Source organism: Bradyrhizobium sp. AZCC 1577, assembly GCF_036924575.1.
In the GTDB taxonomy this organism is placed as follows: Bacteria; Pseudomonadota; Alphaproteobacteria; order Rhizobiales; family Xanthobacteraceae; genus Bradyrhizobium.
The window spans coordinates 1,003,167-1,025,882 of sequence record NZ_JAZHRQ010000001.1 but is presented as its reverse complement, the minus strand read 5'-3'; the positions used below and the strand labels follow the sequence as shown (position 1 = coordinate 1,025,882).

Genomic DNA, 22,716 nt, shown 5'->3' with positions numbered 1-22,716 from the left:
CTCCGATGCACCATCCTCCGCGCATTCTAATCGTCGACGACAGCGAGGCGAACCGCGACATTCTCAGCGCACGGCTTGCGCCACACGGCTATGAGCTCATGCAGGCGGCCGACGGAGACGAAGCGCTCGCTACCGCCAGAGAAAGCGCCCCGGATCTAATCCTGCTCGACGTCATGATGCCCAAGATCGACGGCATCGAGGTCTGCCGCCGGCTCAAGCAGGATGCCGAGCTTCCGTTCATGCCCATCATTCTGGTGACGGCCAGGGCCGATACCAGGGATGTGGTCACAGGGCTCGAGGCCGGGGCCGACGAATATCTGACCAAGCCGATCGATCAGTCCGCGCTGGTAGCGCGTGTGAAATCGGTCCTGCGCCTCAAGGAGCTTCATGACAAGGTGCAGGGGCAGGCGCGCGAACTCGCCGACTGGAACCGCACGCTCGAGCAGCGCGTCACGGAGCAAGTCGCCGAGATCGAACGCATGGGCCGGCTCAAGAGCTTCCTGGCGCCGCAGATTGCCGAGATCGTTCTGTCCTCGGGCGAAGAGCTCTTGGACAGCCACCGCCGAGATGTGACCGTGTTGTTCTGTGATCTGCGGGGGTTCACGGCCTTTGCGGAGACGGCCGAGCCGGAGGAGGTAATAGCGGTTCTGCGCGAGTACCACGCGGACCTCGGTGGGCTCATACACGAGTTCGAAGGCACGCTGCACCGCTTTACCGGCGATGGCATCATGGTCGTATTCAACGATCCGCTGCCATGTGTCGATCCTGCGCTGCGCGCCGTTCGGCTCGCCGTCGCGATGCGCGACCACGTTGCCGCACTTGCGACCGACTGGCGCAAGTTGAGTCACGAGCTCGGGTTCGGGGTCGGCATCGCCCACGGCTTACGCCACGCTCGGCCGCATCGGTTGCGAGGGCCGGTTCGACTATTCGGCCACCGGCTCGGTCGTCAATCTCGCCGCGCGACTGTGCGCCGAGGCGAAAAACGGACAGATCCTGATCGACAGCAAGGTGTTCGCGGCGATCGAGGAGCTTGCAGAGACCGAGCCTGTCGGCGGGCTCGTGCTCAAGGGCTTTCACCGTCCGGTCCAAGCCTTCAATGTGAATGTGTGCGCTTGACCCGTAAACGAACTTCAAGACTTGGTTGACTGAATCTCCAGACCGGTCGCAATTGTGTCGCTACGCCGACCTGAATCCCCATAGCCCACGTCGCGCCACTTACATGCCCCTCCCGTGGTTCCCTTGGAGGTTTGCGGACGCCGGCGCCGTGTGTGCGGGACCACCATCATGGGGCCGGCATCAGAAACCCTTCGCAAACCCGGAAGTGCCGAACTTATTCGATCACCTCATCGGCGCGAACGAGCAACGATGGCGGCACGGTGAGGCCGAGCGCCTTGGCCGTCTTCATGTTGATCACCAGCTCGAATTTGGTCGGCCGCTCTACCGGCAAGTCGGAAGGCTTGCCGCCTTTGAGTATCTTGTCCACGTAGTCGCCCGCACGCCGGAACAGATCGGCTATATCGGCCCCATATACTGACAATCCGCCATTGGCGTAGTGTCGGAACAAGTAGATTGCTGGCAGATGATACTTCGCCGCGAGTGCGATAACTCGCGGAGCCTGGACAAAGGTCAGAGGATCGCCAAGATCAACTATGCCATCAGCGTGCTGGGCGGCGGCCGAAGCAAAGGCGGTGTCGAGTTCCTCAGCCGTGCTCGCCTCAACTGTCAGCAGAGCCACACCGAGCCTCCGGGCCATGCGGGGTATCTCTTCCGCTAAGTGCAGCATTTGCATTGGGTTGTCCGGATTGACCAAGAGCGCGATTTTCGAGGCGCCGGGTACGAATTCCCGAAGGATCTCGAGACGTTTCGCGAGGAAGTCATCGGGTACCATGGTCGTAAGACCCGTTATGTTGCTACCTGGTCGCGACAGGCTTTGCACGAGGCCGAGCCCCACGGGATCGGCCACAGCCACGAATACAATTGGAATGGTGCCAGTTGCCGATTTCAGGGCTAGGGCTGCCGCCGGTGCCGCGGCTATGAGCACATCGGGATTGAGAGCAATCAGGTCGGCGACTGAAGCTGGCAGTCGATCCGGGGGGTGGGAAAAACGAGACTCGATAATCAGGTTTTTTCCATCTATCCAGCCGTGGTTTCGCAGCCGGGCAAACATCGCTCGCTCGGCTTGATTGAGGGCCTGCCCGCTCCCATCACCTACGGCAAGAAAGCCAAGTCGACGGCGAGCCTCCTGCGCCCACGAACGCCGTAGCGAAACGAGCAGCGCCGCAGTTCCCGCTATGAACTCCCGCCGCTTCATTCAATCCTCATCGCAGCTTGAGGAGGCGGCTTCACGGTATCATGTCTCGATGGTCGTCGCACTCACTGGGCGTGCAAATGTTGCGCCGCAAATGCGGGCGCGGTGCGCATGCCCGCAGTGAGTCATCTGCGTCGATTTGGCCGAACGCAAGACATTTCCGGTCTACCCCTGACAGCCGACAAGTGGACGAATGCTGGATTTCGTCGGGCCAACAAACGGACTCATGCATCGCAGCAAGAAAGCTCTATTCGATCACCTCGTCGGCGCGAACGAGCAACGATGGCGGCACGGTGAGGCCGAGCGCTTTGGCAGTCTTCATGTTGATCACTAACTCGAATTTGGTCGGCTGCTCTACCGGCAGATCAGAGGGCGTGGCTCCTTTGAGTATCTTATCAACATATGTGCCTGCACGCCGAAACAGATCCGGTAAATCGGGGCCATAGACGACTAATCCGCCGGGGGCAAACTGCCGGAAAAAATAGATCGCGGGCAGATGATATTCGGCAGCCAGCGCGACAACCCGGGGACCTTGGAAGACGGTCAGGTAGTCGCCCAGAACGACAATTGCATCGGCATGTTGGTCGGCTGCTGAGGCGAAGGCGACTTTCAGTTCCTCCGGCTTGGTCGCCTCCACCGTCGGCAAAGCGATGCCCAGCTTCCCGGCTGTGCGAGGCAACTCGTCCGCCAATGCCAGTCTTTGCATTTGGTTTTCGGGATTGACCAAGAGCGCAATTTTCGAGGCACTGGGCACCAGTTCCCGAAGGATTTCGATTTGCTTCCCGAAGAAATCCCCGGGCACCACGGTGGTAAGACCGGTAAAGTTGCCACCCGGCCGCGATAGGCTTCGCACGAGACCGGCCCCCACAGGATCAGCCACGGCCACAAACACAATTGGAATGGTGGTGGTTGCCGCTTTTAGGGCTAGGGCTGGTTGCGGTCCCGAGGCAATTATCAATTCGGGAGTTAAGGCCAACAACTCGACGGCTAAATCTGGCAGGCGATCCGGGGCATAACGATATTCGACAAGCAAGTTCTTGCCCTCGATCCAACCCTTTTCGCGCAAGCCGCTGAGCCAAGCGGCGTGAACTCGGTCGCGAGCCGGCTCGTCTGCCCAAGCACCGAGGAAACCAATTCGCCGAGGCGTCCCCTGCGCCCACGAACGCCTTGGCGAAACGAGCAGCATCGCGGCACCCGCTATGAACTCTCGCCGCTTCATTCGATCCTCACAGCAGCTTGAGGACGACGGGACTCTCAGTATCACGTCTCGATGGTCGTCGCACTCATTGCGGGTGCAAATGCTGCGTCGCAAACGCTGCGCGTAGCGCAAACTGCTATGGGTCAAAAGCGCCGCTTTACGCCCGCGCCGATCACTTCCGATCGACCCCCTTATAAGCAGACAATTTTATAGCCAGTCAGCACTTCGCATTTCTGCCAGGAACGGACTCAGGCACCGCGGCTATTATCGTCGCTATTCGATCACCTCGTCGGCCCGGCCGAGCAGCGCAATTGGAATGTCGAGGCCGAGAGCCTTGGCGGTCTTGAGGTTGATATTCAGGGTAATGTCCGTTGCCTGCTCGACGGGAAGCTCCGCCGGACGCGCCCCTTTGAGGATGCGATCAACATAGCCCGCGGCGCGTTGCCATAGCTTGAAAAGGTTGGTCGAGTACGACATTAGTCCCCCTCGCCGGACCGAGTCGCTGAATGGATAGATCGCCGGCAAGCGCCGCTCTGCGGTGAGCGCGATCAGCCGGGGGATGAGGGTTATCAGAGATGGATCGTCGGTGACGATGAGGCCGTCGAGGCGCGTCTCTGCCAGAGCGGCGAAGCTGTTCTCGATGTCCGCCGGCCGCACCGAGAGCGCTGTCAGCTCAAGACCGAGCGCGGGTGCCGCTTTCTGCACGAGTTCGATTTGGTTAGCATTCGTCGGATTGTCAGGATTCCACAACACGGCGACACGATGCACCTTCGGTGCCGCCTCCTTCAGCAGTTCCAGCCATTTGACGCCATATTCACCGGAGAGTGGCGACAGCCCGGTGATGTTGCCGCCCGGTCGAGCAAGACTGGCCACGAGACCGGTTCTGACGGGATCTCCGCTCAGGCAGACAATCGGCACCGTGGATGTTGCACGTTGCGCAGCCAGCGAAGTGGGTGTGCCTGGAGTCACGAGAACATCGACATTGAGCGTGAGAAGTTCGGCGATCAGCGCAGGCACGTGCTCCGGTTTTCCGTCGGCGTAGCGTTCTTCTAAAATCAGGTTGCGCCCGACGACGTACCCCCGGTCCGCAAGTCCCTGACGGAATCCGGTCTGATAGTACACGTCCGTACCGCGGGCGCCGCTCCAGACGTAGCCGACCCGTGGCACGGCTGGTCGCTGCGCGCGGGCTGCGTGGGGCAAGGCTACCACCGCGCCGCCGAGAAACGTGATAAAATCGCGGCGTTTCATTCAGTCACTGCCAGATGCGGACTCAGGCGTCGCAGTAATGTGCCACTTCATTCAATCACCTCGTCGGCCCGGGCGAGCAGCGCCGGGGGCAGGGTCAGGGCGAATGCTTTTGCCGTCTTCAGGTTGATTAGGAGTTCAAATTTGGTCGCCTGATAAATCGGAATGTCACCCGGTTTGGCACCTTTCAGGATTTTGTGCACGTCATCGGCCAACTGCCTGAACAGCTCCGTGAGATCGAGCGCATAACCCATCAGCACGCCGGCTTCGACGTAATCGCGGTACGGACATATCGTCGGCAAGCGTTTTTTCACTGCGAGCTCGGCGATGAGCTGGCGGTTGGCGTAAAGGTCGCCCTCTCCGCTCACCAGCACCGCGTCCGGTTGTTGCTCCGCTATCGCATCGAAGACGCGCTCAATCTCCGAGGGCTTCCCCTCCTGCGGGAAGACAAAAACCAGCGAAATTCCCAAACGCGCGGCGGTATCCCGCAAGACTTGCCCCACAGACCCTTCCCATCCGCCGCGCATCCCCAGGAATACGGCCTTCTGCATCGAAGGAATGGCTTCTTTCAAGAACTCCAGCCGCTTGCCCCAGATCTCGATGCCGGCATCAAGCGTGATGCCGGTGAGGTTACCGCCGGGCCGGTGCAGGTTGGTCACCAGCCCCGCCTGCAGCGGATCCAGCATGAAAGCAACAATCGGTATCGTACCGGTTGCCGCCTTGAACACGCTCACGACGGGATTCGTTCCGGTGACGATCACATCCGGGTTGCGGGTCACGATTTCACGGGCCACTTCGGCATAACGGTCATGACGTCCCTCGGCCCAGTAGCGTTCGATGATCAGACTTTGTCCTTCCACGTAACCCAAACGGCGCAGCTCGCCGAAAAAGGCGCGCCATGCGCTGCCCCCGCCGGTTTCAGTCAGGAGCGCGGGCGGGATTGCCGGATGGAACATCGCCAGCCGCGGCGGTCTCGCCGCTTGCTGCGCGCGCGCCGCCAGCGGCCACACCACCGCCGCGCTGCCAAGCAGAGTAATCAACTCGCGTCGCCTCACTGCCATCGCCTCCCACGCTGACCAAAACGATAGCACACCTCAGTACGGTGAGAGACTGCTGCGCTGCGGAATTCCGGCCCAGCTTAGGACCGGATTGGGTCAAAATGCTAAGAACTCAAGCTAAGCAAATGTCCGCCATGCCTCACTGAGCGGACCTCAATGAGGCGGGTCGCCACTTCGCTGATGTGCCATGAGCTGACGTCCATATACCCAACGGCATCTATCCTTACACATCAGGCGACATCGATCGCTTGATCAACCTAGCTTGTTTGGATTGCGAGTACCCGAGCTGCTATCGTCGCTAAATGTGGGCACTTCCAAAAAGGGAGGTGATCATGTCAGATCATATTGCCAGCGCGAACGCTGATCCGAAAGCGAGCCGCCCGGTGGTTGGCAAACTCGAGGAAGAAGATTTGCCGGAAGCCGCGCGGATATTCCGTCTTGCCTTTGGTACCTTCCTTGGGGCTCCCAACCCGGACATGTTCTGGGCCGATCGGGACTACGTCTATGGCCGCCAGCAGGCGGCTCACGTGGCCTCGTTCGGCGCGACGCTGGATGGAAAGTTAGTCGGCTCCAACTTTGCCACCAATTGGGGAAGCGTCGGCTTCTTCGGTCCATTGACTGTGCGTCCTGATCTCCAGGAGCAAGGTATCGCCCGAGCACTGCTTGCGGTGACCATGCAGCAATTCGATATCTGGAAGACGCAGCATGTCGGGCTGTTCACATTGACAGCGCGAAACATATCGCCCTGTATCAAAGGTACGGCTTTTACGCGCGTTTCCTCACAGCAATCATGTCGGCAAGAGCGGTGCGGCAAACGGCAGCCGGATGGCTGCGCTTCAGCGAGTTGAGCCAAGTGCAGCGAGAGGAAGCTCTCCAGTCGTGCCGGGACGTAGCTGAGACAGTTTACCCTGGTCTCGACTTGTCCGGCGAGATAGGCGCCACACACGCGCAAGGTTTGGGTGATATAGTTTTGGTCGAAGGTGCCCATGGCATCGCGGCGTTCGCGGTGTGTCACTACGGGCCAAGCAGCGAAGCCGGCACAGACACTTGCTACGTTAAATTCGGCGCGGTCCGCGACGCACGATCGGCCGAACACGATTATCTTCGGCTGCTCGACGCGTGCGAGGCGTTGGCGGTCGCTGCCGGCATGTCGAATTTGTTGGCTGGTGCGAACATGGCACGCCACGAAGCCTATCGGCATCTCGTCGCCCGCGGATTTCGCACCGAAATTCTGGGCGTGACCATGCGCAGACAGAACGATCCCGGCTATTGCCGCCCCGGCGCCTACATCATCGACGATTGGCGATAACATCCAATAGGCATGACTTCCGGAACGGGTCAAAATGCGAAGAACTGAAGGTAAGCAAATCTAGTCCGCCATGCCTCACTGAGCGGACCTCAATGAGGCGGGTCGCCACTTCGCTGATGGGCCAGAAGAGGAAAGCCGGCTCATTCGATCACCTCGTCGGCAAACGTCAGCAGCGCGGGCGGTATTTCTAGGCCAAGCGCCCTTGCCGTTTTGAGGTTAATCACGAACTCGAATTTTGTCGGCTGCCAAATGGGAATATCAGCGGGTTTTTCACCCTTTAGGATACGACCAGTATAGATGCCGCCCTGTCGGAAAGCGTCGCTGAGACTGTTGCCATAGCTCATCAAGCCACCAGCGTCTGCGAAATCACGCCACGGATATATTGCAGGTATTGCATTTCGCGCGGCTAACTCTGCAAGCTGATGGCGCTGGCGGTTAAAAAGCGGATCGGACGTCACGAGCAGTGCCTCTCCGCGTTTTTGGACTAGCGTTGCAAACGCCGCATCAAAGTCAGACGCGCGTCGGGCCTCCAGAATGTAGAGTTGCAGCCCCGATGGCGACGCTGCTGCTCTCAAATCTCTTACATGGCTCTGGGCATTTGGATTATCTGGATTGACCAGCGCGCCAACCGACGACACTTGAGGCAAGAGATTGCGCAGCAGCTCGAACCGCTTCGGCTCTAGTGCGCTGACCCGGAATGAGACGCCGGTGGCGTTGCCGCCCGGCCGATTTATCGATGAGACAAGCCCCATGACTACCGGATCGAGACCGACGACAAATACGATCGGGATTCTCGACGTTGCTGCCTTGGCCGCCAGCGCCCCCAACATTATTACCAGTGAAGATTATCGAAACGCCCCGTCGAACCATATCTGCCGCGAACTCCGGTAGGCGAGGAGGGTCGTCTTCGGACAGGTACTGGATTGCTACGTTCTGGCCGTCAACAAACCCCGTTTCCTTGAGGCCGCGCCGGAACGCGCTAAGCAATGGCTCTGTCTCGGAACGCCAGCGGCCGAGAACGCCGATCACTGGAACTGACGATTGCTGCGCGCGGGCCGCCAACGGCGAGGCGAGAGCCATACCACCAAGCATTGTGATCATGAACTCGCGCCGTTGCATCGCGGCTCCCGCTGAACGTACCTCTCTATACCATAGGGGCTCAAAACTGCTGGGGAGCGGTAATTGCATCCGCAGACGTCCAGTTTGGGTCAGAGGCGGACATGCTCACAACCGACGAGGCGAAACACTTCGTCGACAGGCCGCCCCTGCCCTTAATCGATGACCTCGTTCGCCGACACCAAAAGTGCTTGCGGCACGATCAGCCCCAGCGCCCTTGCGGTCTGAAGGTTGACGACGAGATCTATATTGTCCGATTGCTCGACGGGAATATCGGCCGGGCTCGTTCCCTTGAAAATCTTGTCGACGGATATCGCGGCATACCGCCAAGTTTTCGTGATGTTCGGACCGTACGATAAAAAACCACCAGCCCGAGCGAAGTCGGTAAAACCGGAAATCGCAGGAATTTTTTGCTCTGCCGTCATCCGTGCGAATTCCGCAAGATGGACATTGAATATGGGCGACGGGAACAGGATGAGCGCCTCGACCTGCGCGCGACTCGCCGCCCGGAATGCGTCGGGGAGATCGTCAGGCCCATTCACCGCAATAGCGTAATGCTGCAACCCGAGCGACGGCAGCGCCGCCTGCATCGCCTGGAAGCTTGGTTCGAGCGCTTGCCATAGGCGCGCATCCCACAATACGCCCACGCGCGATACGCTCGGCACCGCCTCTTTCAGTAAGGCCAGCTGTTTCGGAATCAGATCAGCATAGCGATCAACTAATCCGGTGACGTTGCCGCCAGGCCGAGAGAAGCTGGAAACGAGGCCATGCTGAACCGGGTCTTCGCCAATGCCTACGAATATGATCGGAATCGTCGTGGTCGCGTTTTTTGCAGCCAAGGCTCCGGGCAACCCCCCACCGGCCATGATGACGTCGACCTTGGCCCGGACCAGATCGGCGGCAAGGTCAGGTAACTTCTCATATCTTCCGTCTGCCGAGCGGTACACGAAGGCGATGTTCCTGCCTTCGACATAGCCGCGTTCGCGCAGAGCCTGGCGAATTGGTGCGTGCCTCGACGGGGCCTCCTGATCACTGCACCCACCGCACAGGATACCGACGCGATGGGTCTTTTCCGCCTGCTGCCCCGCCACGGGTTGCGCGGCTACAGGACTGCCGAATGCAATGCTTAGCGCGGCGAGCCAACACCCAAAACCTTGCTTCATTGCGTGCTCCGCATATTCGTGGATCGCAGCGAATGATCTCGAATGCATGCAGTACCGCCGCGGACATAGTACGACCAATCATGTGATGACGACAAGGTCGAAGCGTCGATTAAACACCAGCGAGCATCGTGGCGTTGCCTAGCTTCATCGCGCCGTACGGGGAGGCGCGGATCTGGCGCTCGGTCCGCTCAGGGTCCAGACTCGGAAGTCTCTAACAGCGCAAACGTAGTCCGTTTTTCCTCCAGCAACCGACGTAGACCCGGACTTAGCTAGTTCGTCAGGTTCATGTTGGCTTCCGGGGATGGAATAGCTCTTCGACGGACTGTTTCGGGTCCTTGATCCGAGAGCGGTCCCTGCGATCGTTCTTTTGTGCTTCGAGCTTCTGCAGGAAGCGGAAACGCGGCGATCGGGTCGCGTGCCCTGATCGGCCGTGCTTGGTCATGCCGAAGCCCTTTTGGCCGCTGTGCGCCATTTGATCACCAACGAAAGCTGTGCGGCTCATTTCTTGCCATTCACGCGCTTCGCCGAAACCACGATCGGAGAGAAAGAATAGCCCTGATCATCAAAAGGCGCGAGGGGACGGTCGGTTTGCGGGAGCGAAATGCTGCAGTGCGGCGCTCGACGAGGTGATCGAATAGAGCTCTCCTGCTGCGACGCATGAGTCCGGTTGTGTGAAGGGTTTATGCCGGCCCCATGCAGGTGGTGCCGCGCACATCGGGGCCGGCGTCCGAAAACCTCCAAGGGAGGAAACCGCGCTGGGGGACGTAGGACGGAAAGACCGACCAGGCGATGCGCGACATCAAAGTCAACACGGTTGGCATCACCACCCATATGCCGATAGGCACGCCAAGCGGGGGCGCCGCCCCTCTCTCGACGACGCCTACCTTGCTGACCATCGAACAGCTTGCACCGAAGACCGCGGTCCTGATCGATCGTTATGAGCCCATGACCGATGGCGACTTCATCACGTTCTACAACGCCGCATTCATCGACCAACTGAATCAAAAGCAAATCATCCGCGCTGCGATCGGACCAGGCGGCCCCTCCGCAAAGTTCGTCGCGGTGATGGCGTAGCAGAGACGCTTCCCTCAACTCACCAACCGTATGCCGGCCGGCCGTCCAACGACAGAGATCAGTTCGCTCTTCAGGGAAACCGGGTTTGCGTACTTAAGCCTACCTAGCGGCTAGTCGTGCGATGAGAAGTATGGGCCGGGATATGGGCTGCCAAACAATCAACTTCGTGAAGCGCTGATAAATAAAAGCTTTTCGGCCTGTATGGCGGAGAGAGTGGGATTCGAACCCACGGTACGGTTTCCCGCACACACGCTTTCCAAGCGTGCGCCTTAAGCCACTCGGCCATCTCTCCGGAGGCCCTCTCTTGAAGGGGCAGCACTGATTTTGCAAGGGACGCCGGGCACAGCCGTCAAAATTTCCCCAATTCCTTGAATTTATTTGGCAATTTGGCACGTTCAGCGTCGGACGATCAGTGCTTTCCGGGCCCTTGAACCGGAATCCGGCCACGATCGACGACCACAGTGGCAACGCAATCGGTGGAGGACGGCATGATCATCGCGCGGGCGCTTCTGTTCGCTATCCTTTTATCGGCGTATGCGGGCGCCGCGGCGGGTCCGGCGATGGCGCAGGCCTGCACGCGTCAGGGCGTGGATGTAAGCTGCGATGACGGCCGGCGCGGCATCTTCGCGGGCGACGCCATCGTGTGGGCCGACGGCTCGCGATCGAGGCTGGCCTCGCCGCATCCGAGCGTCATCATCGGCAACAAATCGTCCGTCGTCATCGGCCCCGGCGTGTTCGCCGGCTCAGGCAAGGGCGGCGGCATGGTGCCGATGGAAAATCCGAGCGCGCCGAACAAGGCGCGCTGCCCGGTGCTGGATGGCGTGTCATATTGCCATTAAGTGCGGCTTGGGTTGCCGGGCACTTTCATTTCGGACCTCAGGATGAGACGTTGGCTCGGTTGAGCCGGGTCCCAGAGCCTTTTCGGTTCTGATTGAATCAGAACCGGGCTCTAGATTCCTGTTTTGACGCGTTTTCTTGACGCGAACCGGTGTCCACTTCGCTGGAAAACGCTCTAATGATACCGCGCGGTGTTGTTGCTGGCGGAACGAAGCGGCCATAGCGGGGGCTCCGCCAGGACAGGCGCCAGTTCGCTGCGATCGAGCTGGCTTTCGCGCAGCGCGTCGGTGAAGTCGGCGAACCATCGCTGGATGGTATGGCCGCGCAGCTTCGCCATCATCGCCTCCCAGCGCATCCGCCGTTCTGTCAGCGGCATCGACAGCGCGATCGCAATGGTGCGCGCCATGCCGTCGATGTCGTGCGGATTGACCAACAGCGCAGTGTCGAGTTCGTTGGAGGCGCCGGCGAATTTCGACAGCACGAGCACGCCGGGGTCGACCGGGTTTTGCGCGGCGACATATTCCTTTGCGACGAGATTCATGCCGTCCTGCAGCGGCGTGACCACGCCGACCTGCGCAGTGCGATAGAGGCCGGCGAGCACGGCCTGGCCGAAGCCCTTGTTGAGATAACGGATCGGCGTCCAGTCGACTTCACCGTGAACACCGTTGACGTCGCTGACCAACCTTGCGACCTCGCTCTGCAAATTGCCGTAGGCCTCGATCGCACCGCGCGACGGCGTTGCGATCTGCAGCAACGACACCGTGCGCGCCAGCGACGGGTGCAAGGTCCACATCCGGTCGAACGCCTTGATGCGGTTGATCAGACCCTTGGAATAATCCAGCCGGTCAACCCCGATGGCGAGCTTCTCGCCATTCAGGCTGCGCCGCAGCCGCGAGACATCGGGATGGGTCGACGCCTTCGTTGCCAACTGCGCGAATAGCTGGGGATCGATGCCGATCGGAAATACCGCAGCGCGCGTTCGGCCGTAGCGCGAAATGATGACGCCGTCATGCACGACGAGGCCGAGGTCGGACTGCGCGTAAGCCAGGAAATTCTCGCAGTCTTCCTCGGTCTGGAAGCCGATCAAATCATAGGCCAGCATCGCCTCGACCAACTCGCGATGGTGCGGCACGCCGCCGATCACCGAACGGGCCGGCCATGGCGTATGGAGGAAGAAACCGATCGGCTCGGTGACGCGGAGATCGCGCAGTTCGGCGCCGAGCGCGAGGAAGTGGTAGTCCTGAATCCAGAACGCGGAATCCGCTTTTCGGAATCGCAACAGCGCGCGCGCCATGAAGGCGTTCACTTCGCGATAGCTGAGATAGTCCTCATGCGACGCGCGGATCAGATCGGCGCGCGAATGCAGCGCCGGCCATAATGCGGAATTCGCAAAACCTTCGTAATAACCGCCGTAATGCGCGGCCGGCAGGTCCAGCATCGCCAGTGCGCCGGCGCCAAGCGCTTCGATCTCGGCAAATGGTTCCTTCTGGTTCCCGTCGCGAACCCGTCCGCTGGAACCAACCCAGATAGCACCCGACTTCTCTACGATCGGCAACAACGCCGCCGCGAGTCCCCCCGTCATGGGTTCGTTGGGTTTTCCGCGCGAAACGCGGTTAGAAACGACGACGAGGTTCACAGGTCCCCTCCCGTTGGTACGCTCGCGTTAACAACCGTTCATCAATATGGTTCCTGATCACCCTTTCAACGAATTGAAACCAAATTCGGGCTGCAGCGCGCAGGAACTCACCGGAACTCACGAAAAATAAAATTTGCCGCGAACCTCGGCGCCAAGCGCGAGAATCTATGTTCGAAACTCGACGGGACGAAAAACATTATGGCAGAGATGCGTCCCTTTCGTCATCAAGCAGGTGTGTAAGGAATTCCCTGACGTCGCTGGGCGCATCGAAGTGTCCGGCCACGCCTTTGGCACGGCGGCCGACGGAGAAGGCGAGGCCATCCAGGTCGGGCATGATCGCAAAGACGCTCTCGTCGGTAACGTCGTCGCCGATGAAGAACGGACGGCGCCCCTTGAACGGCTCGCGCGTCATCAATTCGCGCACCCCGCTCGCCTTGGTGAAGCCGGAGTGCTTGATCTCGCAGACACATTTGCCGGGCAACACTTCGATCGGCGCATTGGGCAGATCGGCCCGGATCAGCGACACCGCGGCATAAATCGCCTTCTCGGCATGCGGCGCGAGGCGATAGTGCAGCGCCAGCGAGTAGCCCTTGTCCTCCAGCAATATTCCCGGGCTCAGCTTTGCGATCGCCGCCAGCCGGCGCTTCAACTCCTTGTCCATCGGCGGAGCGTGGGCGGCTACCGCCTCGCTGTCCGGTTCGATCCGCATTTCGGCGCCGTGGCCGCCGACGGCCGGGAATTGATCGGGCGCGAAAATCAGGTCGATATCGTTGAGCGAACGGCCGCTGACCAGCGCCAGCGCGCCGTTGGTCCTGACCAGCAGGCGGTTCAATGTCTTCGCCAGCCCCGGCGGCACCCACACTTCGCGCGGCGTCGGCATCAGATCGAGCAGCGTGCCGTCAATGTCGAGCAGAATGGCGGACTCGCTTAAGTGCGGCACCATCGAGCGTGGCACCGGAACTGTTTCCAGCGCGGCGTCGTCTTCGCGGGCGATATCGTCTTCCAATGACATTTCGGCCAGATCCTGATTCATGTCGTCCATCTCATCCTACTCCACACATGCAAGCGGCCGTGCGACAGATTCGAGCGATTTGCGCTCGGCCGCAACGGCATACCGCCACGCGACAGCGGCGGCCACGATCATCAATGCCGACCCGAACAGGTAGCCGGCGAAAACGCTGTTGCGCGATCCGGTATCGACCAGCGCACCGAACAGCGCCGGTCCCGCTACGCCGCCGATGCCCGTTCCAATCGCGTAGAACAGCGCAATCGCGAGCGCGCGCACCTCCAGCGGAAACGTCTCGCTGACGGTCAGATAGGCCGCACTCGCCGCTGGCGAGGCAAAGAAGAAGATCACCATCCAGGCGATGGTCTGGGTCTGCGCGCTCAAGGCGCCAATCGAGAACAGGTAGCCCGATAGCGCTAGCAACAGGCCGGAAATGCCATAGGTCGCCGCGATCATCGCGCGGCGGCCGAGCGTATCGAACAGCCGGCCGAGCAACAACGGCCCGAGGAAATTGCCCGCCGCAAAGGGCAGGATGTACCAGCCGACGTCGTTTGACGGAATGCCGAAGAAATCGGTCAGCACCAGCGCGAAGGTGAAGAAGATGGCATTGTAGAAAAACGCCTGCGAGGCCATCAGCACCAGTCCAACCAGCGAACGCTGCCGATAGGTCGTGAACAGCGTTTGCGCCACCTCGCCAAGCGGCGTGTGGCTGCGCATCCGTAAGCGGATCTTCGGGAATATTTCGTCGGCCTCATGATCAGGATGTCTCTTCGACGACCTCTCGATGCCGTCGACAATCGCGTGCGCCTCCTCGGGACGGCCATGGATCATCAGCCAACGCGGGCTTTCCGGAATCCACATCCGCATCACGAAAATGACCAGGCCGAGCGCGGCGCCGATGAAGTAGGCCATCCGCCAGCCGAGATCCGGCGCGAGCACGTTGGGATCGAGCAGCACGATGGCGGCGACCGCGCCGATCGCAGCCCCGATCCAGAAACTGCCGTTGATCACGAGGTCGGTCCAGCCGCGATAGCGCGCCGGCACCAGTTCCTGGATCGTCGAATTGATCGCGGTATATTCGCCGCCGATGCCGGCCCCGGTCAGGAAACGAAACAGCGCGTAACTCGCGACATTCCACGACAGCGCGGTGGCGGCGGTTGCGCTGAGATAGACCGCGAGCGTGATGAAGAACAGTTTCTTGCGCCCGATCCGGTCCGTCAGCCAACCGAAGCCGAGCGCGCCGAGCACGGCGCCGGCGAGATAGGCGCTGTTAGCAAGACCGACATCGAAATTGGAAAATTGCAGCGTCGGGCTTTCCTTCAGCGCGCCCGACAGGGCGCCCGCCAACGTGACTTCCAGCCCGTCCAGAATCCAGGTGATGCCGAGTGCGGCCACGACGCGGGTGTGAAAGCCACCCCAGCGCAGGCAATCGAGCCGCGCCGGTATGCTGGTCTCGACGATGCGAGCATTATCCTGCTGCGTAATGGACGCGCTTTCAGCCACCGCCGCCCCTCGCCGTATCGCTTTCACATCCATCGGATTTGGCCAATGAAAAAACACCCCGGAACGCCCCAGCCCCAGGGTTTTCACGCTCAATTGCGGCAAACATGGTGCCCGCCGTGAAGACAACGCCTTTCAGAGGTTGCGGTTCCAGAGACTTTCGCATGGCGAAATTGCATAGCTGTTGCCGTGCTCTGCGTATCGTGCGGGGCCGATCGACGTCATCGCGAGCGCAGCGAAGCAATCCACCTTTCCTTATGCGGCGGCATGGATTGCTTCGCCGCGCTCGCAATGACGACGAGTGCCGAAGCGCCACAAGCTGTCATCCTCCGCGAAAGCGGATCCAGTACGCCGCGGCTTATCGATTCGATCGCCGCTGTCTCTGAAATGCTGGGTCACCCGCCTTCGCCTTCGCGGGTGACGACGACCTAGTATGAGTTCGCGATCTCGCGGTATCGCAACTGAAGGGAACCGAATAATCTGGCGGCCGTTTTCGGCAAAACAGCAATGGAGTCGAACATGGCGGAACGACGAAGAACCACACCACGGAAGACCGCAGCCCGGAAGAGCAGCCGCACGACAACGGCGAAGAAATCAACGCCGAAACGGTGGTCGCAACGCGTGACACAGGAAAGCGACGCGCTCGATCTGAAGCGCGGCGTCTTCAAGCAGACCAGCGCGAAGAAGATCGCGGCATCGCTCAAACGCTCCGCCGAGCACAGTACGCGTCGCAAGTCAGGCGCCTATCGCTCGGCACTCTCGATGCTGACCTTCTACATCAACCGCGCCGGCAAGACGTTGCCGAAAACGCAGCGCGCGCGGCTGGAGCGCGCGAAGGTGGAGCTGAAGCACCAGTTCGGCAGGGAGTAGTTTCGCGTCGTCCCTGCGAAAGCACGGACCCATACGCCGCGGCCGCCGTAAAGGGCACGCGGTGGACAGCTTTGCTTCAACGACTCCGAGCGGTGGTTATGGGCCCCTGCGTTCGCAGGGGCGACGATGACGAGAGAGAGTGGCGACAGCTACGCCGCCCTGATATTCGCCATGAAGCGGTCGAGCTCTTCGCGAAGGCGCGTGCTTTCGCTGGATAGCGTGCGGGCCGAATTCAGCACTTCCTCGGACGCCGATCCGGTTTCGGTCGCGCCGCGGTTGACGTGCATGACGTTGGCAGCGGCCTCCTGCGTGCCTTCCGCGACGTTCTGGACGCTGCGCGCAATTTCCTGCGTTGCCGCGCTCTGCTGCTCGACGGCGCTCGCGATCGTCGCGGCGATGTCTGAGATCCTGCCGATGGTGCCGCCGATCTCCTTGATCGCGGCGACCGATTCCTGCGTCGCGTCCTGCATGCCCGAGATGTGACTGGAAATCTCGTCGGTCGCCTTCGCGGTCTGGCTGGCGAGCGATTTGACTTCGGATGCAACTACGGCAAAGCCGCGGCCGGCATCGCCCGCGCGGGCGGCCTCGATGGTAGCGTTCAGCGCCAAAAGGTTGGTCTGCTCGGCAATCGCCGTGATCAGCTTGACCACGTCGCCGATCTCCTGCGCGGCACGCGACAGCTTGCCGATCCGCCCGTCGGTCTGTTCGGCCTGACGGACGGCGGCCTCTGCAATCTGGCTGGATTCCTTGACGCGCCGCCCGATCTCGTCGACGGAAGTCGACAGCTCCTCGGTCGCGGAAGCCACCGACTGCATGTTGGTGGAGGCTTCTTCCGAGGCGCCGGCGACCTGGCTCGCGAGGCTCTGGGTGGTTTCCGCCGTCCGCGTCAATTTGCCGGCAGCGGATTCGAGCTGCACGGCCGAGGACGACACGTTGGAGACGATGGCGCCGACCGCGGCTTCGAATTCGTCGGCGAAGCGAATGAGTTCGGCGCGGCGCGCGGCACTCGCCGCCTTGTTCTGCGCTTCCTGGGTGGCGGCGTCGCGCTCGGCGCGGGCGATCGCCTGCACCTTGAACTCCTCGACCGCGCTTGCCATCTCGCCAAGTTCGTCCTTGCGGCCGAGGCCGGGCAGCACGACTTCGAAATTGCCGGCGGCGAGTTCGCGCATCGCGTTGCACATCGCAATCATCGGCCGGGAAATACCTTTGCCGAGGAAGAAGGCCCAGACACAGCCGAGCAGAAAGCCGCCGGCGGCAAGGATCAGGATCAGCCGCTCGGTCTCGCCGATGGTCGCGTCCGACTCCGCTTCGAGCCTCTTCTGATCGGCCAGGAGGTCCGACTTCATGGCGCCCGAGCCCTTGTTGATAGCGGCGGCCGATTCCGTCATTTCCAACGTCAGCTCGTCGATCTCCTTGGAATTGTCGACCAGCTTGGCGAGCGACTTCTGGTACTCCTCCAGCATGCCGGAGATTTCCTTGATCCCCTCGCGGATCTTTTCGTTGTTCGACGAAATCGCCTTGAGCGCGTTCTCGACGAATTTCAGGCGCGCCATCGCACTGGCAGCGACCGTCTTGTCCGAATTGACCACGAACGTATTGGCAAGCGCAGTGACCGCCTGAAACTGCTCGGTCACCTTCTTCGTGCCGAGCGTGATCACCGGCATTTCGTCATCGTCGGCATTACTCGGGAGATCGTCCAGCTTGTAGCGCAGCGAGTTGCCGGTGCGGGTGAGCTGGTTCTGCGTGATGCGCGCACTCTCGTCCTTGACCTTGACGATGTCGGCGAAAATCTTGGTGAAGGCGCGGAACTCCCGCTCCAGTTTCGCGACCTGCTCGAGCCGCGTCGGATTGGTGGTCCCCTTCATCGAGGCAATGATTGCGTCCTTCAGGCCGGCTTCGGCGGCTAGCGCCGTCTTGCCGTCCTCTTCCTTTCCGGTCGCCACGAAATAGCGGGCGAGCGACCGGTACGAAATCAACTCGCGGTCGATGTCGCGCGACAGGTCGGCCTCCAGCACGCTGCGCCGGTAGGACTCCACGCCGGCCGAAACCCGCTCGAACCCGAGATAGGCAAACCCCATGCTGGCGGCCGAAATCGCCAGCACGACGGCAAAGCCGAGCATGATCTTGGCGCGGAACCGCAGGGTCGGGAGCTTGAAAGACGAGCCGCCACGCTTCAGAAATCGCACGTCACCCCCCCGTTTTCGTTCTGAAAAACAGGCATCGGAGGCCCTAGCCCCCGATCCGGTGCGCAAAGTTAAGGCAGAATGGATAAGGGCGGGTAAATCTGGGTAAAACTTGCAAGGTGCCGCCGTCGCCGACCCTCCCCTGGAGGGGGAGGGTCGGCTCGCATGAGCAAAGCGAAATGCGAGACGGGGTGGGGTGATCTCTCCACTCGGGCACTGATCGTGAGGTGAGACCGTCACCCCACCCCGCCACGCATCCTATGATGCGTGGCGACCCTCCCCCTCCAGGGGAGGGTAAGAAAAATTCGCGTCGAGAGTCTTCGGCACGAAGCACGCCGCGCCAATGTCATCACAATGACAGCGCCGACCAAAATCCTAGTTGCAAGTTCCTTCGCCGCTGTTTCTAATTGGAATAATTATAAAACATCGGGAGGTATCACGCGTGTCTACAGTCAAGCTGACGGTAAACGGCAAGGCCGTCTCGGCCGAGGTCGAAGACCGGACCCTTCTCGTCCATCTCCTTCGCGACCATTTGAACCTGACGGGCACGCATGTCGGCTGCGACACCAGCCAGTGCGGCGCCTGCGTCGTCCATATCGACGGCCGGGCGGTGAAATCCTGCACCGTGCTGGCCGGCCAGGCCGCGGGCTCGACCGTCACCACGATCGAGGGCATCGCCAAGGGCGGCGAACTGCACCCGATGCAGGCGGCGTTCCGTGACAATCACGGCCTGCAGTGCGGTTACTGCACCCCGGGCATGATCATGTCGGCGATCGATATTGTGCACCGCCATAACGGCAATCTCGACGAGGCGACCGTCCGGCACGAGTTGGAAGGCAATATCTGCCGCTGCACCGGCTACCACAACATCGTCAAGGCGGTGCTCGACGCGGCCGGACGCATGAAGGTCGCGCAGGCGGCAGAATAGCCGCCGCAGGCCAACATTTTCCGAATTCATACCGCGTTTCGCTGGAAATCGCGGAAACAACAATTCCGGTCGGGAGGACACAATGGGCGTTGAAGGCATTGGCGCAAGCGTCGTGCGCAAGGAAGACCGCCGTTTCATCACAGGCAAGGGCCGTTACGTCGACGATATCAAGCTGGTGGGCATGACCCACGCACACTTCATCCGCAGCCCGCATGCACACGCGAAGATCAAGAGTATCGATACGTCAGAGGCGATGAAGATGCTGGGCGTGGTCGGCGTGCTGACCGGCCAGCAGGTCGTCGACGACAAGATCGGCAATCTGATTTGCGGCTGGGCCATTACCTCCAAGGACGGCACCGGCATGAAGATGGGTGCATGGCCGGCGATGGCGCCAGAAACCGTACGCTTCGTCGGCCAGGCGGTCGCGGTGGTGATCGCCGAGACCAAGAACCAGGCACGCGACGCGGCGGAAGCCGTGGTCGTCAACTATGAGGAATTGCCCGCCGTTCCGGACATTCGCGCCGCGATCGCGCCGGGCGCGCCGCAACTGCACCCGGAAGCGCCGGGCAACGTGATCTACGACTGGACCATCGGCGATGAAGCCGCGACCGATGCCGCCTTCAAATCGGCAGCCAACGTCGTCTCGCTCGACATCACCAACAACCGCCTGGTGCCGAACGCGATGGAGCCGCGCGCGGCGATCGCAGAATATAACGAGCCCGAAGAGCACTTTACGCTCTACACGACCTCGCAGAATCCGCATGTCGCCCGCCTCGTGCTGTCAGCGTTCTACAACATCGCGCAGGAGCACAAGCTGCGGGTGGTGGCGCCCGACGTCGGCGGCGGTTTCGGCTCAAAAATCTTCATCTACCCCGAGGAGATGGTGGCGCTGTGGGCCTCCAAGAAGGTCGGTCGTCCGGTGAAGTGGACCGGCGACCGCACCGAGGCCTTCCTGACCGACGCGCATGGCCGAGATCACCTCACCAAGGCGGAGATGGCGTTCGACAAGGACAACAAGGTCACTGGCTTGCGCGTCAAGACCTACGCCAATCTCGGCGGCTACATGTCGCTGTTCTCCTCCTCGGTGCCAACCTACCTCTATGCGACGCTGCTGTCGGGCCAGTACAACATTCCCAACATCTTCGCCGAGGTGATCAGCGTCTACACCAACACTGTTCCGGTCGACGCCTATCGCGGCGCGGGCCGGCCCGAGGCAAGTTTTGTGGTGGAACGGCTGATGGAAACGGCCGCGCGGCAATTGAAGGTCGATCCGGCGGAGTTGCGGAAGAAGAATTTCATCACGCAGTTTCCGCATCAGACGCCTGTGATCATGGCCTATGACATCGGCGACTTCCACGCCTCGCTAGATGCGGCGATGAAGGCGATCGACTATGCAGGCTTCGCAGGCCGCAAGGCGAAAGCGAAGTCCGAGGGCAAGCTGCGCGGCATCGGCATCTCCTGTTACATCGAGGCCTGCGGCATTGCGCCGTCAAAGGCGGTCGGCAGCCTCGGCGCCGGCGTGGGCCTGTGGGAATCGGCGGAAGTGCGCGTCAATCCGGTGGGGACCATTGAGATCCTCACGGGATCGCACAGCCACGGCCAGGGCCACGAGACGACGTTCTGCCAGCTCATTGCCGAGCGGCTCGGCGTGCCCATCAGCCAGGTCCAGATCGTCCATGGCGATACCGACAAGGTGCAGTTCGGCATGGGCACCTACGGCTCGCGCTCGGCGGCCGTCGGCCTCACCGCCATTCTGAAGGCGATGGAAAAGGTCGAGGCGAAAGCCAAGAAGATCGCAGCGCACCAGCTTGAGGCCTCCGAGAACGACATCGTCATCGAGAACGGCGAGTTCAAGGTCGCCGGCACCGACAAGTCGCTGGCGCTGCCGATGGTCGCGCTCGCCGCCTACACCGCGCACAACCTGCCTGATGGCATGGAGCCGGGCCTGAAGGAGGGCGCGTTCTACGATCCGACCAACTTCACCTTCCCGGCCGGCGCCTATATCTGCGAAATGGAAGTCGATGCCGGCACCGGCAAGAGCACCTTCGTCAACTTCGTGGCGGCGGATGATTTCGGCCGGCTGATCAACCCGATGATCGTCGAAGGCCAGGTCCATGGCGGCCTCGCCCAGGGCATCGGCCAGGCATTGCTGGAGGGCGTGGTGTACGACGCTTCCGGCCAGCTCGTGACCGCGTCGTTCATGGATTACACCATGCCGCGCGCGGATGACCTGCCGTCCTTCAAGCTGTCGCACACGACGACGCTATGTCCGGGCAATCCGCTCGGCGTCAAGGGCTGCGGCGAGGCGGGCGCGATCGGCGCTTCGGCTGCCGTCATCAACGCGATCACGGATGCGATCGGCAACAACAAACTCGAAATGCCGGCGACGCCCGATCGCGTCTGGCATGCGATCCACGGCAACGCGTAAGAGGGAGCACAGCCATGTACCAGACAACCTATCACCGCCCCTCTTCGGTCGACGAAGCGGCAAGCCTGTTCACCAAGGGTTCGGATGCGAAATATTTGGCGGGCGGCCACACGCTGATTCCGGTGATGAAGCAACGGCTAGCCTCGCCATCCGACGTGATTGATCTCTGCAAGATCAAGGAGCTGGTCGGCATCGAGCCAACCGGGGACGGAATCATGATCAAGGCGGCGACGACCCATTCCGACGTGGCCTCAAGCGAAACCGTGCAAAAGGCGATCCCGGCATTGGCTTACCTCGCCTCGCTGATCGGCGACCCGGCGGTGCGGCATCGCGGCACCATCGGCGGCTCGCTCGCCAACAACGATCCCGCGGCCGACTATCCGGCGGCGGTGCTGGCGTGCGGGGCCACCGTGAAGACCAACAAGCGTTCGATATCGGCGGATGATTTCTTCAAGGGCCTGTTCTCGACGGCGCTGGAAGATGGCGAAATCATCACTGCGGTATCGTTCCCGGTTCAGGACAAAGCGGGCTACGCGAAGTTCAACCATCCGGCGTCGCGCTTCGCGCTGACCGGCGTGTTCGTCGCAAGAACCCCGGCGGGTGACGTCCGCGCCGCAGCCACCGGCGCATCGCAAAACGGCGTGATGCGGGTGCCCGCGATCGAGGCGGCGCTGAAGGCCAACTGGTCCGCCGCCGCGCTCGATAGCATCAACATTTCCGCCGACGGCCTGATGAACGACATCCACGGCACCTCGGACTATCGCGCCAACCTGGTTAAGGTGATGGCGCAGCGCGCGGTGACCGCGGCGGGCTGATCAGCACCTGGACGCGACGTTGATATTGAGCGGCGCGCAGCG

At 61.3% G+C, this 22,716-nt stretch carries 19 protein-coding genes and 1 tRNA gene; 9 read left to right on the top strand and 11 right to left on the bottom strand.

Going from position 1 to position 22,716, the window contains the following annotated elements; translation table 11 throughout:
- Positions 1–5: 5 nt before the first annotated feature.
- On the top strand, positions 6–1,145 hold the full coding sequence (locus tag V1278_RS04790) for a response regulator (protein ID WP_334379860.1): 1,140 nt from the start codon (positions 6–8) through the stop codon (positions 1,143–1,145).
- Between the two features lie 185 nt (positions 1,146–1,330).
- Here the strand turns inward: V1278_RS04790 and V1278_RS04785 are convergent, their stop codons facing one another.
- The 4 genes from V1278_RS04785 to V1278_RS04770 all read right to left on the bottom strand — a co-directional run bounded on the left by V1278_RS04785 (position 1,331) and on the right by V1278_RS04770 (position 5,791).
- Positions 1,331–2,311, bottom strand: a complete 981-nt coding sequence (locus tag V1278_RS04785; protein ID WP_334379859.1) for an ABC transporter substrate-binding protein — start codon at positions 2,309–2,311, stop codon at positions 1,331–1,333.
- A 244-nt stretch (positions 2,312–2,555) separates the two neighbouring features.
- Positions 2,556–3,494: an ABC transporter substrate-binding protein gene (locus V1278_RS04780; protein WP_334379858.1), complete on the bottom strand. Its 939-nt coding sequence runs from the start codon at positions 3,492–3,494 to the stop codon at positions 2,556–2,558.
- Positions 3,495–3,779: 285 nt separating this feature from the next.
- Complete coding sequence (locus V1278_RS04775) at positions 3,780–4,754, bottom strand: ABC transporter substrate-binding protein (RefSeq protein ID WP_334379857.1); 975 nt, start codon at positions 4,752–4,754, stop codon at positions 3,780–3,782.
- A 47-nt stretch (positions 4,755–4,801) separates the two neighbouring features.
- Positions 4,802–5,791 carry an ABC transporter substrate-binding protein gene (locus tag V1278_RS04770; protein ID WP_334379856.1) on the bottom strand — a complete coding sequence of 330 codons (990 nt, stop codon included), beginning with the start codon at positions 5,789–5,791 and terminating at the stop codon, positions 4,802–4,804.
- A 350-nt stretch (positions 5,792–6,141) separates the two neighbouring features.
- On the opposite strand from V1278_RS04770, the gene V1278_RS04765 reads away from it, so the two are divergent.
- Positions 6,142–6,657, top strand: coding sequence for a GNAT family N-acetyltransferase (locus tag V1278_RS04765; RefSeq protein WP_334379855.1), 516 nt, complete (start codon positions 6,142–6,144; stop codon positions 6,655–6,657).
- Positions 6,658–6,764: 107 nt separating this feature from the next.
- Complete coding sequence (locus tag V1278_RS04760; protein ID WP_334379854.1) at positions 6,765–7,118, top strand: hypothetical protein; 354 nt, start codon at positions 6,765–6,767, stop codon at positions 7,116–7,118.
- Positions 7,119–7,258: 140 nt separating this feature from the next.
- Here V1278_RS04760 and V1278_RS04755 read toward each other — a convergent pair whose 3' ends face one another.
- On the bottom strand, positions 7,259–7,945 hold the full coding sequence (locus tag V1278_RS04755; protein ID WP_334379853.1) for an ABC transporter substrate-binding protein: 687 nt from the start codon (positions 7,943–7,945) through the stop codon (positions 7,259–7,261).
- 444 nt (positions 7,946–8,389) lie between these two features.
- Positions 8,390–9,397 (bottom strand): ABC transporter substrate-binding protein, encoded by a 1,008-nt coding sequence (locus V1278_RS04750; RefSeq protein WP_334379852.1) that lies wholly within the window; start codon positions 9,395–9,397, stop codon positions 8,390–8,392.
- A 789-nt stretch (positions 9,398–10,186) separates the two neighbouring features.
- Here V1278_RS04750 and V1278_RS04745 point away from each other — a divergent pair.
- A complete protein-coding gene (locus tag V1278_RS04745; RefSeq protein WP_334379851.1) occupies positions 10,187–10,471 on the top strand; it encodes a hypothetical protein in 285 nt (94 codons plus the stop codon).
- A 202-nt stretch (positions 10,472–10,673) separates the two neighbouring features.
- Here the strand turns inward: V1278_RS04745 and V1278_RS04740 are convergent.
- Positions 10,674–10,763: transfer RNA gene (locus V1278_RS04740), tRNA-Ser, on the bottom strand.
- 196 nt (positions 10,764–10,959) lie between these two features.
- On the opposite strand from V1278_RS04740, the gene V1278_RS04735 reads away from it, so the two are divergent.
- Positions 10,960–11,310: a hypothetical protein gene (locus tag V1278_RS04735; protein WP_442893687.1), complete on the top strand. Its 351-nt coding sequence runs from the start codon at positions 10,960–10,962 to the stop codon at positions 11,308–11,310.
- Between the two features lie 173 nt (positions 11,311–11,483).
- Here the strand turns inward: V1278_RS04735 and V1278_RS04730 are convergent, their stop codons facing one another.
- The 3 genes from V1278_RS04730 to V1278_RS04720 all read right to left on the bottom strand — a co-directional run bounded on the left by V1278_RS04730 (position 11,484) and on the right by V1278_RS04720 (position 15,486).
- Positions 11,484–12,944, bottom strand: a complete 1,461-nt coding sequence (locus tag V1278_RS04730; RefSeq protein ID WP_334379850.1) for a trehalose-6-phosphate synthase — start codon at positions 12,942–12,944, stop codon at positions 11,484–11,486.
- A gap of 196 nt (positions 12,945–13,140) precedes the next feature.
- Entirely contained in the window at positions 13,141–13,977 is an 837-nt protein-coding gene (gene otsB / locus V1278_RS04725; RefSeq protein ID WP_334369061.1) for a trehalose-phosphatase, read from the bottom strand.
- A gap of 15 nt (positions 13,978–13,992) precedes the next feature.
- Entirely contained in the window at positions 13,993–15,486 is a 1,494-nt protein-coding gene (locus V1278_RS04720) for an MFS transporter (RefSeq protein ID WP_334365498.1), read from the bottom strand.
- 483 nt (positions 15,487–15,969) lie between these two features.
- Here V1278_RS04720 and V1278_RS04715 point away from each other — a divergent pair, with 483 nt between their 5' ends.
- Complete coding sequence (locus tag V1278_RS04715) at positions 15,970–16,320, top strand: DUF3175 domain-containing protein (RefSeq protein WP_334379849.1); 351 nt, start codon at positions 15,970–15,972, stop codon at positions 16,318–16,320.
- A 149-nt stretch (positions 16,321–16,469) separates the two neighbouring features.
- On the opposite strand, the gene V1278_RS04710 is transcribed toward V1278_RS04715, so the two are convergent.
- Positions 16,470–18,440, bottom strand: coding sequence for a methyl-accepting chemotaxis protein (locus V1278_RS04710; protein WP_334384101.1), 1,971 nt, complete (start codon positions 18,438–18,440; stop codon positions 16,470–16,472).
- A gap of 505 nt (positions 18,441–18,945) precedes the next feature.
- Here V1278_RS04710 and V1278_RS04705 point away from each other — a divergent pair.
- The 3 genes from V1278_RS04705 (at position 18,946) to V1278_RS04695 (ending at position 22,674) form a co-directional block, all read left to right on the top strand.
- Positions 18,946–19,431 carry a (2Fe-2S)-binding protein gene (locus tag V1278_RS04705; RefSeq protein ID WP_334379848.1) on the top strand — a complete coding sequence of 162 codons (486 nt, stop codon included), beginning with the start codon at positions 18,946–18,948 and terminating at the stop codon, positions 19,429–19,431.
- An 82-nt stretch (positions 19,432–19,513) separates the two neighbouring features.
- Positions 19,514–21,859, top strand: coding sequence for a xanthine dehydrogenase family protein molybdopterin-binding subunit (locus tag V1278_RS04700; RefSeq protein ID WP_334379847.1), 2,346 nt, complete (start codon positions 19,514–19,516; stop codon positions 21,857–21,859).
- Between the two features lie 14 nt (positions 21,860–21,873).
- On the top strand, positions 21,874–22,674 hold the full coding sequence (locus V1278_RS04695; protein ID WP_334379846.1) for an FAD binding domain-containing protein: 801 nt from the start codon (positions 21,874–21,876) through the stop codon (positions 22,672–22,674).
- The last annotated feature ends 42 nt before the right edge of the window (positions 22,675–22,716 follow it).

What these genes read in the sequence shown, in the direction of transcription:
- V1278_RS04790 (WP_334379860.1), top strand. Translation starts at nt 6, where the DNA reads ATGCACCATCCTCCGCGCATTCTAATCGTCGACGACAGCGAGGCGAAC.
- V1278_RS04785 (WP_334379859.1), bottom strand. Translation starts at nt 2,311, where the DNA reads ATGAAGCGGCGGGAGTTCATAGCGGGAACTGCGGCGCTGCTCGTTTCG.
- V1278_RS04780 (WP_334379858.1), bottom strand. Translation starts at nt 3,494, where the DNA reads ATGCTGCTCGTTTCGCCAAGGCGTTCGTGGGCGCAGGGGACGCCTCGG.
- V1278_RS04775 (WP_334379857.1), bottom strand. Translation starts at nt 4,754, where the DNA reads ATGAAACGCCGCGATTTTATCACGTTTCTCGGCGGCGCGGTGGTAGCC.
- V1278_RS04765 (WP_334379855.1), top strand. Translation starts at nt 6,142, where the DNA reads ATGTCAGATCATATTGCCAGCGCGAACGCTGATCCGAAAGCGAGCCGC.
- V1278_RS04750 (WP_334379852.1), bottom strand. Translation starts at nt 9,397, where the DNA reads ATGAAGCAAGGTTTTGGGTGTTGGCTCGCCGCGCTAAGCATTGCATTC.
- V1278_RS04745 (WP_334379851.1), top strand. Translation starts at nt 10,187, where the DNA reads ATGCGCGACATCAAAGTCAACACGGTTGGCATCACCACCCATATGCCG.
- V1278_RS04735 (WP_442893687.1), top strand. Translation starts at nt 10,960, where the DNA reads ATGATCATCGCGCGGGCGCTTCTGTTCGCTATCCTTTTATCGGCGTAT.
- otsB (WP_334369061.1), bottom strand. Translation starts at nt 13,977, where the DNA reads ATGAATCAGGATCTGGCCGAAATGTCATTGGAAGACGATATCGCCCGC.
- V1278_RS04720 (WP_334365498.1), bottom strand. Translation starts at nt 15,486, where the DNA reads ATGGATGTGAAAGCGATACGGCGAGGGGCGGCGGTGGCTGAAAGCGCG.
- V1278_RS04715 (WP_334379849.1), top strand. Translation starts at nt 15,970, where the DNA reads ATGGCGGAACGACGAAGAACCACACCACGGAAGACCGCAGCCCGGAAG.
- V1278_RS04710 (WP_334384101.1), bottom strand. Translation starts at nt 18,440, where the DNA reads ATGCTCGGCTTTGCCGTCGTGCTGGCGATTTCGGCCGCCAGCATGGGG.
- V1278_RS04700 (WP_334379847.1), top strand. Translation starts at nt 19,514, where the DNA reads ATGGGCGTTGAAGGCATTGGCGCAAGCGTCGTGCGCAAGGAAGACCGC.
- V1278_RS04695 (WP_334379846.1), top strand. Translation starts at nt 21,874, where the DNA reads ATGTACCAGACAACCTATCACCGCCCCTCTTCGGTCGACGAAGCGGCA.